The organism is Aminobacter sp. NyZ550, from assembly GCF_025628925.2.
Classification (GTDB): Bacteria; Pseudomonadota; Alphaproteobacteria; order Rhizobiales; family Rhizobiaceae; genus Aminobacter; species Aminobacter ciceronei.
In genome coordinates this window covers 2,239,070-2,252,281 of record NZ_CP114190.1, presented here as the reverse complement: position 1 = coordinate 2,252,281, position 13,212 = coordinate 2,239,070, and the positions used below count along the sequence as shown (strand labels likewise).

9 protein-coding genes and 1 pseudogene are annotated in these 13,212 nt (G+C 63.4%); 7 read left to right on the top strand and 3 right to left on the bottom strand.

From position 1 onward, the window contains the following. Window positions 1-190: 190 nt before the first annotated feature. From N7E70_RS11090 to N7E70_RS11080, 3 genes are all read left to right on the top strand, one after another. Window positions 191-2,380: an anthranilate synthase gene (locus N7E70_RS11090; protein ID WP_263006368.1), complete on the top strand. Its 2,190-nt coding sequence runs from the start codon at window positions 191-193 to the stop codon at window positions 2,378-2,380. A 68-nt stretch (window positions 2,381-2,448) separates the two neighbouring features. Continuing rightward, window positions 2,449-3,405 carry a cation diffusion facilitator family transporter gene (locus N7E70_RS11085; RefSeq protein WP_182575821.1) on the top strand — a complete coding sequence of 319 codons (957 nt, stop codon included), beginning with the start codon at window positions 2,449-2,451 and terminating at the stop codon, window positions 3,403-3,405. Window positions 3,406-3,534: 129 nt separating this feature from the next. Then, the gene (locus N7E70_RS11080) at window positions 3,535-3,840 is read left to right on the top strand and encodes a putative quinol monooxygenase (RefSeq protein ID WP_263006367.1); all 306 of its coding nucleotides are present in this window, start codon (window positions 3,535-3,537) and stop codon (window positions 3,838-3,840) included. A 5-nt stretch (window positions 3,841-3,845) separates the two neighbouring features. Here N7E70_RS11080 and N7E70_RS11075 read toward each other — a convergent pair whose 3' ends face one another. The 3 genes and pseudogenes from N7E70_RS11075 to N7E70_RS11065 form a co-directional block, all read right to left on the bottom strand. Beyond that, on the bottom strand, window positions 3,846-5,051 hold the full coding sequence (locus tag N7E70_RS11075) for a ZIP family metal transporter (RefSeq protein ID WP_263006366.1): 1,206 nt from the start codon (window positions 5,049-5,051) through the stop codon (window positions 3,846-3,848). After that, window positions 5,048-6,190, bottom strand: coding sequence for a multicopper oxidase domain-containing protein (locus N7E70_RS11070; RefSeq protein ID WP_442866509.1), 1,143 nt, complete (start codon window positions 6,188-6,190; stop codon window positions 5,048-5,050). The genes N7E70_RS11075 and N7E70_RS11070 overlap by 4 nt, the downstream gene beginning before the upstream one ends. Window positions 6,191-6,636: 446 nt before the next feature. Further along, window positions 6,637-7,494, bottom strand: a pseudogene (locus tag N7E70_RS11065) (Bug family tripartite tricarboxylate transporter substrate binding protein); the annotation flags it as partial. A gap of 185 nt (window positions 7,495-7,679) precedes the next feature. On the opposite strand from N7E70_RS11065, the gene N7E70_RS11060 reads away from it, so the two are divergent. From N7E70_RS11060 to N7E70_RS11045, 4 genes are all read left to right on the top strand, one after another. After that, window positions 7,680-8,762 carry an AbrB family transcriptional regulator gene (locus N7E70_RS11060; RefSeq protein ID WP_263006364.1) on the top strand — a complete coding sequence of 361 codons (1,083 nt, stop codon included), beginning with the start codon at window positions 7,680-7,682 and terminating at the stop codon, window positions 8,760-8,762. An 83-nt stretch (window positions 8,763-8,845) separates the two neighbouring features. After that, the gene (locus tag N7E70_RS11055) at window positions 8,846-9,148 is read left to right on the top strand and encodes a DUF6958 family protein (protein ID WP_263006363.1); all 303 of its coding nucleotides are present in this window, start codon (window positions 8,846-8,848) and stop codon (window positions 9,146-9,148) included. A gap of 388 nt (window positions 9,149-9,536) precedes the next feature. Further along, window positions 9,537-11,204 (top strand): 2-isopropylmalate synthase, encoded by a 1,668-nt coding sequence (gene leuA / locus N7E70_RS11050; protein ID WP_263006525.1) that lies wholly within the window; start codon window positions 9,537-9,539, stop codon window positions 11,202-11,204. Window positions 11,205-11,340: 136 nt separating this feature from the next. Then, window positions 11,341-13,110 carry a tetratricopeptide repeat protein gene (locus tag N7E70_RS11045; RefSeq protein WP_263006362.1) on the top strand — a complete coding sequence of 590 codons (1,770 nt, stop codon included), beginning with the start codon at window positions 11,341-11,343 and terminating at the stop codon, window positions 13,108-13,110. The last annotated feature ends 102 nt before the right edge of the window (window positions 13,111-13,212 follow it).

Below are 13,212 nucleotides of genomic sequence, written 5' to 3'. Positions count from 1 at the left end.
AATTCGCCGCTATGCATTCCGCCATGAACACGACTTCGCTCCAGAACATTTGGTGGCGGGCCAGCTGACAGCGGCCTCTTGAAGCGCGTGCGCGTGAAGATTGTGATGGCCGCAACGGGATTTCCGGGCGGCCATTTGCTTTTTTCGAACCAGGCTCCGGACGCTCCCACTGCAAGAGATGGAGACGGGAATGACGTTGGAATTGCTTGAAAACGGCGCCGAGCGCTACGTGACGTCAGGCGGGGTGTCGATCACCCGGCAGCGCCACGAAACCGCCTATCACGGCGCGATCGAGACCTATCTCGACGGGCTCAACAGCCGGCGCGGCGCGGTGTTCTCCTCCAACTACGAATATCCCGGCCGTTACACCCGCTGGGACACCGCCATCATCGACCCGCCGGTGGTAATCTCGGCACGCGGACGCGCAATGAAGATCGAGGCGCTGAACGGCCGCGGCGAGGTGCTGCTGCCGGTGATCCGCGCCGTGCTCGCGCCGCTCAATGAACTGACGATCACCGAGACCTCCAAGCGCCTGATCGCGCTCGAGGTGGCGACGCCCGGCCGCGTCTTTACCGAGGAAGAACGGTCGCGCGTGCCTTCGGTGTTCACCGTGCTGCGTGCCATCACCGCCTTGTTCAAGTCGGACGAAGACAGCAATCTCGGCCTCTACGGCGCCTTCGGCTACGATCTCGCCTTCCAGTTCGACCCGGTCGAGCACACGCTCGAGCGCAAACAGAGCCAGCGCGACCTGGTGCTGTTTTTGCCCGACGAGATTCTTGTCGTCGACCACTACTCGGCCAAAGCCTGGCACGATCGCTACGACTATGCCGGCGCGGGTTTCTCGACCGAGGGCCTCGCGCGGGACAGCGTCGTCGAGCCGTTCAAGGCGTCCGACCGCATTCCGCCACGCGCCGACCATGAGCCGGGCGAATATGCCCAACTGGTGCGCCGGGCGATGGACAGTTTCAAGCGCGGCGACCTGTTCGAGGTCGTGCCCGGCCAGATGTTCTACGAGCGCTGCGAGACGGTGCCGTCGGAGATTTCGCGCCGGCTGAAGGCGATCAACCCTTCACCCTATTCGTTCTTCATCAATCTCGGCGAAGGCGAGTATCTGATCGGCGCCTCGCCGGAGATGTTCGTCCGCGTCAACGGCCGCCGCGTCGAGACCTGCCCGATCTCGGGCACCATCAAGCGTGGCGACGACGCCATCTCCGACTCTGAGCAGATCCTGAAGCTGCTCAATTCGAAGAAGGACGAATCCGAGCTTACCATGTGCTCTGATGTCGACCGCAACGACAAGTCCAGGGTTTGCGAGCCAGGCACGGTACGCGTCATCGGCCGCCGCCAGATCGAGATGTATTCGCGGCTGATCCACACTGTCGACCACATCGAGGGCCGCCTGCGCGAGGGCATGGATGCCTTCGACGCCTTCCTCAGCCACGCCTGGGCAGTGACCGTCACCGGCGCACCCAAGCTGTGGGCGATGCGTTTTATCGAGCAGAACGAGAAGAGCCCCCGCGCCTGGTATGGCGGGGCGATCGGCATGGTGCATTTCAACGGTGACCTGAACACTGGCATGACGTTGCGCACCATCCGCATCCAGGACGGCATCGGCGAGGTGCGCGCTGGCGCCACCCTGCTCTACGATTCCGTTCCCGAGGAAGAAGAAGCCGAAACCGAACTGAAGGCCTCAGCCATGCTTTCTGCCATCCGCGACGCCAAGACCGGCAACGCTCCCGGCACCGAGCGCGCCACCGCGCGCGTCGGCGAAGGGGTCAAGATCCTGCTCGTCGACCACGAGGATTCCTTCGTCCACACACTGGCCAACTACTTCCGCCAGACCGGCGCCGACGTCTCGACCGTACGCTCGCCTGTGCCGGAAGAGATCTTCGACCGGATCAAGCCCGACCTCGTTGTGCTCTCTCCCGGCCCCGGCACGCCGAAGGACTTCGACACGGCGGCGACGATCAAGAAATCCCGAGACCGCGACCTGCCGATCTTCGGCGTCTGCCTGGGCTTGCAGGCACTGGCCGAAGCTTATGGCGGCGAGTTGCGCCAGCTGGCTGTGCCGATGCACGGCAAGCCGTCGCGCATCCGGATCTCTAAGCCGGGCATCGTCTTCTCCGGCCTGCCCAAGGAAGTGACCGTCGGCCGCTACCACTCGATTTTTGCCGACCCGGTGCGGCTGCCCTCCGATTTCGTCGTCACGGCGGAGACCGAGGACGGCGTCATCATGGCGTTCGAACACAAGAAAGAACCGATCGCGGCGGTGCAGTTCCACCCCGAATCGATCATGACGCTCGGCCATGACGCCGGCATGCGCATGATCGAGAACGTGGTAGCCCACATGCCGCGCAAGGCCAAGGACAAGGCGGCCTAGCCAACATCGACAACCTCCCCTCTCGCGGCCGCTTGGCCGCGGGCGGGTAGCAGCCATCAAGCGAGATCATGGTCCAGACCGAAACGAAGGGATTTTCAGCCAGCGGCAGCCAGCCGACATCGGCCAAGAAGCGCGTCGCAAGACTGGCTTTCTGGTCGATCATCATCGGCGGCGCCGTGATGGGGCTGAAATTCGTCGCCTGGTGGCTGACGGGTTCGGTGGCGCTCTATTCGGACGCGCTGGAATCGATCGTCAACGTGGTTGCTGCGATGGCCGCCTTCTGGGCAATCAAGGTCAGCCACAAGCCCGCCGATCTCGACCACCAGCACGGCCACCACAAGGCCGAGTACTTCTCGGCCGTGCTCGAAGGCGTGCTGATCATCGTCGCGGCCTTGCTGATCCTGTTCGAGGTTTGGCGCAGCTGGGGCACGCCGATGGACCCCGAGCAGCCCTGGCTCGGCCTCGGCATCAACGGTATTGCCGCCGTGGTGAATGCGATCTGGGCCACCATGCTGATCCGCGTCGGCCGCGCAGAGCGCTCGCCGGCGATGGTCGCAGACGGCCATCACATCATGACCGACGTGGTGACGTCGGCCGGCGTGCTTGTCGGCCTGGTCGGCGCAATTACCACCGGCTGGACGATCCTCGACCCGGTGCTTGCGGTCATCGTGGCGCTCAACATCCTGTGGCAGGGCTGGCACGTCATGAGTTCGTCGATGAACGGGCTGATGGACCGCGCCGTCGAACTGGAAGACCACATGCGCATCCGCGACATCATCTCGGCCAACTCCAAGGGCGCGATCGAGGTTCACGACCTCAAGACCCGCATTGCCGGCCGCGCCACCTTCATCGAGTTCCATCTCGTCGTCGACGCCGACATGAGCGTCGGCGAAAGCCATGTCATCTGCGACCGCATCGAGGATGCGCTGAAGGAGGAAATTCCCTCCGTGCGCATCATCATCCATGTCGAGCCGGATGACGAAGCCAAGCTGCCCAAGGGCACGGTGGCGGTTCCCTTCGCCTGAGCTACCTTTGCTGAACTCTGGCCCGTTTGTCAGGATGATGTCGGCTTGAACCGCGGACCTCGGCCGTCAGGCTGGACAAGTGCTGCCTCGCAAGCACAATCCGGGCAACGAAGCGATGCGAGTCCTGAGATGTACGGATTGATAGGGAAGATGCGGGCCCAGGCCGGCAAGCGCGACGAACTGCTCGGCATCCTGCTTGGAAGCACCAGTGCCATGCCGGGATGCCTGAGCTATGTCGTCGCCAGGGATCCAGCCGACGCCGACGCGATCTGGATATCCGAGGTCTGGGACAGCAGCGCAAGCCACAAGGCCTCGTTGCAACTGCCCGAGGTCAAGGCGGCGATTAGCCGGGCAATGCCGATCATCGCCGGCTTCGACACCAGCATCGAGACCGAGCCGGTTGGCGGCTTCGGGCTGGACTCGTCCGGAGGCTAGCCCCTCTAGATCTTCACCAGCATCGCGGTGAGGTACATGAAGCCGGCGCCGGCAGCGAGGCCTGACATGACTGCCGGGCTGAACTGGCCATCGCCCTCAGGCCCTTCGCGGCGGCGTATCATGGCTGTCACCTCGACGATGACCTGAAGTATCGCGCCGGCGCCGATGGCAAGCGCCAGTGCCGACCATTGCGGCGCAAACGCCAGGCTGCCGATCCACAGGCCCAGCACCGCCGGCCCGCCGGCCAGCAGCGTCAACCAGGCGAAGGTCCAGAGCGCGATGCGCTCGCGCAGGATGGGGGCTGCGATGCCGATGCCTTCGGTTACGTTGTGCAAGGTGAAGCCGATCACCAGGAAGGTGCCAAGCCCGGCCGCACCTGCCGCGAACGCCGCGCCGATCGCCAGGCCCTCGCCGAAATTGTGCAGGCCGATGCCGATGGCGATATAGGTGGCGAGCGCCAAGCCCTTTGGCGCGCCGTTGCGCCGACCGATGCCCATCAGGATCAGGAAGCTCGCCGCAGCGGCCAGAACCACCATCGCGTTGCCCTGAAAGACTGCAGCCGATTCGGCCGCAAGCTCGAAGGCGTCGCCGATGGCATCGACCATCAGGAAAGCGAGCAGGCCGACGGTCACGGCAAGGAGAAAATTCATGCCGTTGCGTCCGACACCGCGCAAGGCGGGATAGAACATCAGGCCGATCGCCACCGGCACGACGCCGACGAAGATGCCGAGGATCGCCTGCGACAACAGGCTGGAGCTGGTGGCAATGGGTGTTGCCACCGCAACCGGAATGTCATGGGCGAAGGTGGTGCCGGTATTGGTCACCAGGTTGATCGCATGCGCCTCGCCGAGCACCCAGGGGAACGGCACCTGGATCCAGGCGGAAGAACCTCGCGCCAACGGTCCTGGTGGATCCTGGGTGAATTGCCAATAGGCATCGTCGACCTGGACCTGGGCGATCGTCATCGGCTCCGAGCCGCCGGCGCGGACCAGGACGCGAATGCCGTCGCTGCCGAGGATGACGCGCTCGAAGGCAATGTCTTCGACCGGTGGCGTGCCGTTGTTGAAGGACGCCAGCGGATTGATTGAAACCAGAACCGCAATGGCCGCGGCAAAGGCGAGCAGCGGCAGGATGATCCACCACAGCGCACGGCGTGGCGATGCAGAACCCGGCAGTTCGGCTTCGGTCTCGGAAATGGGCGCGTCCCTCATGCCACGTCCTCCACGACATCGAACATGCCGACCCAGCCCAGCTCGGTAAATTCTGACTGGTGCGGATGGAACATGTAGAGACCGGTCTCATGCTCGGCGAAAGTGAACTCGATGATGCCGCGCTGGGCCTGGCACTGGGTGATCAGGTCGACGGTCCTCAGCGTTGGCGTCAACGTCGTGCCCTGGTCGAAATAATCGAAGAAATTGGCATGCAGGTGAAACGAATTGATCGGGTCGAACTCGACGACATTGATCAGGTAGATCCGCACCGGCTTGTTCCTGGCGATGCGGATCGGCGTGTTCATGTAGGTGTGCGCCACCGTGTTGACGGCATAAAACTCGTTCTCGCCGTCAAAGTTGGTGTCGAAGGCATTCATCACCATGACGAATTCCTGCCAGCCGGCATTCTCCGGCGAGCCGTAGAGCCGCGAACGGGCGACATCGGCCTGCTCAGGGTGGCGCGCCGGATCGGGATCGATGACGAAGGCGCCGTACATGCCCTTGTGGATGTGCCGCTTCAGCGGCAGCGCGTGACAATGATAGAGATGGCAGCCGAACGGCTTGGCGTCGAACTCGTAGATGAACTCATCGCCGGGATTGATCAGGCCGGCACCCGGCACGCCGTCCATGCGCGCGGCGTGGATGCCGTGGAAGTGCATCGAATGCGGATGCGAGCCGTAGTTCTTGAACACGATGCGCAGGCGCTCGCCTTCGGTGGCGCGCAGGGCCGGGCCGGGAACGCGGCCATTGTAGGTCCAGGCCGGGAACATCACGCCTGGCGCGATCTCGATTTCCTTGTCTTCGGCAACGATCTCGAAGGTCCTGAGCGTGCGCCCGTCAGGTAAGGTTGATGTCGTGCCGACATCCCAATCGGTCAGCATCTTGGCCGGATCGAAGCCGTTGCGGGCACTGTCGACCTCGCCGACGGTGACCATCGCGCCATGGGCGCCGCTATGGTCACCTGCCGGAGTCGGATAGGCGTCAGTGCTCGAAGGCGGCCGAGCGGCACCGGCCGCATGGCCATCATGGGACGCCTGCCCCACCGCTGCTGTGACGCCTGCAGCCGTTGCCCCCGCAGTGCAGATGCCGCCTGCCAGCACCAGCCTGCGGCTGAGCCGCTCCCCAAACCATGTCGGCATTTCAACCATCCCGAGCCATTTGCAAATGCGAATGATTTGCATCATGCTCTTGCAAATGGCCGCGTACAAGCTGAATCTGATCGATAGCCGATGGACCTAAACTGACGCGATGACTCAATAATCCGGTGGCGAGGCGAGTTGCGGGCGATGGGGATGCGGGAGAGAAATGCCCGAGCCTTGCGGCGCAACCGGTTGAGAAGCACAGCTGTACAGAGGGGCGATGTGTGCGATACGTCCGCGACACGCGCCGTCATATGAAGAGTGGCAGTGAATCAGGATCGTAGAAATTCCGGGCAAGCCGCTGAACGGATTATCTGTTCTGAGCCCCGGCATCCGCTTCGGAGTGCTCGCGGACGACAGCGCTGTGCCTCGATGCCGATGACGTCGATACCCGACTGAAGCACTTCGGTTGTCACAACTGCACGGCGGCCAGCTCAGTCTACGATGACGGCCGGGTCGGTCATCGCCTCGTTGGCCGAGGCATTCAGGCGATCGACAACCTCCTTCGGCGTGCCGGCGGGCGCAAACAGCGCGTTCCAGGTATAGGTCTCATAGCCCGGCACGCCGGCTTCGGCGATTGTCGGTACGTCGGGGAAGGACGGCGCCCGCTCGGCCGTGGTGACGCCCAGCGCCTTCAGCGTGCCGCCCTTGATGTGCGAGGACGAGGACGGCAGATTGTCGAACATGATCGGCACTTGGTTGCCGACGACGTCGTTCAGCGCCGGACCAGCACCCTTGTCGGGAATGTGCTGGATGCCGACGCCGGCCATTGCCTTGAACAGTTCGCCTGACAGATGCAGCGGCGTGCCGTTGCCTGACGAGGCATAGGCATATTTGTCGGGCTCGGCCTTCAACAGCGCGATCAGCTCCTGCACGTTGTTGACCGACAGCTGCGGGTTGACGACGAGCACATTGGGCACGACGACAAGCAGCGAGACAGGGGTAAAATCCTTTTCCGGATCGTAGGGCTTGGTCTTGAGGATGAGCGGGGTTGAGCGCGTGCGTGGCAACCGTGCCCATCAGGATGGTGTAGCCATCCGGTTCGGCGCGGGCGACACGGTCGGCGCCGATGTTGCCGCCGGCACCCTCGACATTCTCGACGATGACCTGCTGGCCGAGATCATCGGACATCTTCTGCTCGATGATGCGGGCGACGACATCGGTCGAGCCGCCGGCGGCAAGGGCACCACCAGGGTCACCGTCCGGTCCGGGAATTTCTGGGCTATGGCCTGCGGCGCCAAGGCCAGCAGCGAAGCAGCAGAAAGCCCGAGGGCCAATGTCATGCGGCGGGTGAATTTCGTCATCGGTACGCACCTCCCTTTTGGCGGTGGCACCTCGTTGCCGACTGTGTGGAGCGGCGAGCGTATGAACTTTGCCTACGCTGTCAATGCGACGTTGGACGTTCGGCAGAGGAACGAGGGTTGCCTGGCGCTGCATCTGCGGACAACACGGGCTGACACATCATCCCGAATAGGTCTAAGACGACGGCATGAAGCCTGACCCGCAGCCTGCCGCTCCGCTCACCGATACGAAGCCTTTGGTGCAATGGGCCCTGCTGCTCATCTGTTCGGTTCTGCTTGCCGGACTGTTCGAGCTCGTGCACCTGCCGGCCGCCCTGCTTGTCGGGCCGATGCTGGTCGCCATCGTACTCGGCAGCAGCGGCGCCACGGTGCGGGTGCCGCGGCCGCTTTTCGTTTCGGCGCAGGCACTCATCGGCTGCCTCGTCGCCAGTTCGATTTCTGCAGACATCTTCGTCACCTTCGCCGCCGAATGGCCGCTGTTCCTGAGCGCGGCCATCGCCACCGTCGCCGCGAGCAGCTTCCTCGGCTGGTTCATCTCGCGGCTGAAGGTGCTGCCCGGCACGACGGCCGTCTGGGGGTCGGCGCCGGGCGCCGCGACCGCCATGGTGCTGATGGCCGACGCCTTCGGCGCCGACGCGCGGCTCGTCGCCTTCATGCAGTATCTGCGCGTCATCATGGTTTCGATCGCCGCCGCGGTCATCGCACGGCTCTGGGTCGACACGTCAGGCGTCGAAGCGCCAGGGATCGAGTGGTTCCCGGCCATCGCCTGGCCGGCATTCGGCGCGATGATCGGCGTCGCCATTGTCGGCGGCACGCTTGGCCATCTTCTGCGCATCCCCTCGCCCTACTTCGTCGGCGCGATGCTGGTTGGTGCGGTAGTCCATCTCGGCTTCGGCGTCGAGCTGCAACTGCCGGAATGGCTGCTGGCCATCGGCTACACGCTGATCGGCTGGTCGATCGGGCTCAACTTCACCCGGCCTATCCTGCGCCACGCCGCACGCGCCCTGCCTCAGGTGGTCGGCTCCATCGCCGCCCTGATGGCCTTTTGCGGCGCGCTGGCCTTTGGCCTGCACCTCATCCTCGGTGTCGACCCACTGACCGCCTACCTCGCGACCAGCCCCGGCGGCATGGATTCCATCGCCATCATCGCCGCCGCCTCCAAGGACGTCGACCTGTCCTTCGTCTTGACGCTGCAGATGCTGCGCTTTCTGATCGTGCTGGTGTTCGGCCCGGCGCTGGCGCGGCTGGTGGCTCGCGCGATCAAGGACTGAGCGGCCGAAAAAAGGCCTCGCCCCTGTAGGATCGGGCCGTCTGCTTTCGTCCTTTGATCGTCAGACGAGGAAGGAGAGCAGACATGGAATCTCATACCCCAGCGAAAATCATCATCGAGAACGTCAACCATCCCAGACAGGCCAAGCCGGCAGATGCTGCCATGTACCAGGCGATGAAGCAGGCGATCCTTGAGGTACTGCCGGCGAAATCACCTGGAATGACCGTCGCCGAAATGCAGGAATGCGTGCGCGGCCGCCTGCCCGAGCAGCTCTATCCCGACGGCGCCAAGTCGGGCTGGTGGACCAAGGCGGTGCAGCTCGATCTCGAGGCGAAGGGCATCATCACGCGCGAGAAGGTCAGCCCGCTGCGCCTGCACAAGGCCTGATCCGGAAGCTGCTGCGTCAGAAAGGCCGGATACAGCACCGCGCATCGTGCCGGGCGGGCTTGCGCGGTCCATGCGCCTCCTGTAAGAGAGCGCCATGTCGTCGCGCAAGATCAATGAAATTTCCCGTCCGGCCGCTTTTGCGGGCGAGACACTGCGCGCCCTTTCCTCGGCTCTTCTTCTTCTCGGCCTTATCGGCGATCGCCGGGCTCGTTAAGGGAGCGTCCGGCGGTCGAATTGCCGCCGAGGCATATGCTCCTTTGCTCTTCACAACAGAACCGAATTTCTGATTAAAGACCGCTGAAGCATGCGCGCGTTGTCGTGCATGGCGGCCAAGAGAACGAGACCGACAATGAGCAAGACCACTCCCGCTTCCGGCCGAAGTGCTGGCATGCCGTCCGCCGCCATTAAGTACCAGCCCTACCACAAGATCGACCTGCCCGACCGGACCTGGCCGTCCAGAACCATCGACAAGGCGCCGATCTGGTGCTCGGTCGACCTGCGCGACGGCAACCAGTCGCTCGTCGATCCGATGGGCCACGACCGCAAGGCGCGCATGTTCCAGCTGCTGCTCGACATGGGTTTCAAGGAAATCGAGATCGGCTTCCCCTCGGCGTCGCAGACCGACTTCGATTTTGCCCGCTGGTGCATCGAGGAAGGCAATGTCGCCGACGACGTGTCGCTGCAGGTTCTCGTCCAATGCCGCCCGGAACTGATCACCCGCACCTTCGAGGCGCTCGAAGGTGCACACAAGCCGATTGTGCATTTCTACAACTCGACCAGTGAGTTGCAGCGCCGCGTGGTGTTCGCCAAGGATGTCCAGGGCATCAAGCAGATCGCCACCGACGCTGCCAAGATGATCACCGACATGGCCGCCAAGGCCGGCGGCGGCTATCGCTTCCAGTACTCGCCGGAAAGCTTCACCGGCACCGAACTCGAAGTCGCACTGGAGATCTGCAATGCAGTCGCCGAGATCGTCAAGCCGACGCCCGACAACAAGCTGATCATCAACCTGCCCTCGACCGTCGAGATGGCGACACCCAACATCTATGCCGACCAGATCGAATGGATGTGCCGCAACCTCGACAATCGCGAAAAGCTGATCATCTCGCTGCACCCGCACAACGACCGTGGCACCGGCATCGCCGCCACCGAACTCGGCCTGATGGCTGGCGCCGACCGTGTCGAAGGCACGCTGTTCGGCAATGGTGAGCGCACCGGCAACGTCGACGTCGTGACACTGGCGCTCAACATGTTCACGCAAGGCGTCGACCCGATGCTCGACTGCTCGGATATCGAGCGGATCAAGCAGGTCTACGAATATTCGAACCAGATGGTCATTCCGGAGCGCCACCCTTATGTCGGCGAACTGGTCTACACCGCCTTTTCCGGCTCGCACCAGGACGCCATCAACAAGGGCATGAAGGCGATCAAGGTCGCCAACAAGCCACTGTGGGAAGTGCCCTACCTGCCGATCGACCCTCAGGACGTCGGCCGCAGCTACGAGGCGATCATTCGCATCAACTCGCAGTCCGGCAAGGGCGGCATAGCCTATGTGCTGCAGGCCGACTACGGCCTCAACCTGCCGCGCTCGCTGCAGGTCGAATTCAGCCAGGACATCCAGCAGATCACTGACAGCGAAGGCAAGGAAGTGTCGCCGAAGCGCATCCACGAGCGGTTCCTCGAGCGCTATGTCGACCAGCCGGGCGCCCGGATAAAGTTCGTCGATCACCAGACCTTCCCCGACACCGAGGTGAAAGGCCGCCGGGTCGTCGAAGCGACCATCCTCGACAATGGCAAGGAAATCGTCATCAAGGGCACCGGCAACGGCCCGATCGACGGCTTCGTCGACGCGCTTTCCCGCCACATCGGCATAGATCTGTCGGTGCTCGACTATTCCGAGCACTCGATCCAGCGCGGATCGAACGCCTCCGCCATTTGCTACATGGAAGTCGAACATCCGGCCGGACGCCTCTTCGGCGCCGGCATCAACACGAATATCGTCGCCGCTTCACTTGAGGCTGTGGTTTCCGCAGCCAACCGGATCGTGTCGAGATAAGTCTAACTGCAGTCCGCAGAAGCCTCGCCCGTGGATAACGGGCGGGGCATTTGTGCATCGTTGCTGAGCGCGCTTGTACACTGACGCCAGCCGACTATGATCAGGCCGTTCGTACCGGTTGGAAAAGGGTCGACACTTGGTTGCCTCCACGCCTGCTGCCCCCGCAGTGCGCGAAGCGCTTGAGCGGCTTGTTGCCAGCGAGACCTTTGGCCGGTCCGACCGGGCACGCAAGCTGCTGCGCTATATTGTCGAACGTGAGCTCGCCGGCGAAGCCGAGCGATTGAAGGGATTTGCCATCGCGGTCGACGTCTTCGGCAAGGACGCCGAGTTCGATTCGGCGACCGATGCCGTCGTCCGTGTTCAGGCAGGACGCCTGCGCGAGCTTCTGGCACATTATTATGCCGCTGAGGGCAGCAACGATCCGATCCGCATCGGCATACCGCGCGGCAGCTATGTCCCGACCTATGAGGCGCTCGCCGAGTTTCCTCCAGCGTCCCCTCGCCCCGCCGAAGCACAGCACAACGGTTCGACTGCGGTGCTGGCCCGGGTCGAATCAGGCCTTACCGAGAACGAGCCGCATCATGCCGAGGAGGCTCAGGCCGCCCCGGCCTACTCCGGCACCAGCGTCAAGCGGCAGTTGCGCTACTTCTGGGCGGCTATGGCGCTGGTCATCGTCATGCTCGGCATCCTTGTCTTCCGCAACATCGGCGGCCCGATCGGCTTCGAGGTTGCCGGGCTGAACAACTTCCGCGGTGCCACTTCGAGCATCAACGACACTGTCGACCAGCTGCCAGCCGTGCACATCCATTCGAGTTCCGAGGGCGGACAGACGGCGCGCGTGGCAACGGTGCTGCGCACGGCACTGTCCGGCTTCGACACCATCGACCTGATAGCCCGCGAACGGTCCGATACGGTCAGGCGCGCCGATGCCACCGATTTCGACTTCACCGTCGATACCGGCCCAAGCGCCGGATCGGTGCTGGTCGAGCTGCAGCACATGGCCAGCGGCCGCATCCTCTTGTCGCGCGTGCTCTCGCCGCAAGAGATCAGCCCTGATGTCATCGACGATCGCATCGCCGACATCGTCTCTTCGGCCATCCCGGCTTCCGGCATGATCTACAGTTTCATCGAGCAGAACGGACTGCAGCGCGGACTGACGGCCTGCCTGCTGCTTAGCGGTGCCTATTACATGGACCAGAACGCCACCAAGCACCGCGCCGCCTATCAGTGCATGGACGACCTCTCCAAGCGCAGCGCCAAGTCGCCTGTCGTCTACGCCGAGTTGGCCTCGCTGCAGTTGGAAGCGGTCACCGACAACTATCCCTACCCGCCCAATGCGACGACCGAGGGCGCCTACGCGCTAGCCCACAGCGCCGTTCAGATGGGCTCGACCAGCCCCTACGCCCATCGCGCCTATGGCTATCTGCAGACGCGGACCGGCGATCGCACCGAGTCCATCAGGTGGATGCGCAAGGCCTATGAACTCAACACATACGACCTGACCATGGCGGCATCCTATGGTTATGCGCTCATTCTCGGCGGCAGCTACAGCGACGGCGTGCCGATCATGAAGCGCGCCGTCGAAAGCGCCAGCGCGCATCCCGGCTGGTGGGATTACGGCCTGTTCCTGGGCGAGTTTATGCTCGGCAACCGCTACGCCGCTGCCCGCGCTGCCAGTGCTCTGGCGACGAACAAGAAACCGCATTACGTGGCCGCGCGCCTGATCGCCGCCAACTTCGTCGGCGACGCCAAGCAGGCTTCCGAACTGTCAAAGGAGATTGCGACGCGTTACCCGGTTTTCGCGAACGACCCGGCAGCCACCTTCACCAAGGGCAAATACCCTGCGGAACTGACGAAGGCGCTGACCAAGGCGCTGCGCGCAGCCGGCTTGGGCCACCAGACCTGAGCCTCGCTGGCTTTCAGGCGTATTTCCTGCATAAATAAATTTGCGCGTTTGGCGCTCATACCTTGTTTTACAACTTGCTACTTTCAGTTTACAACTTTTCGT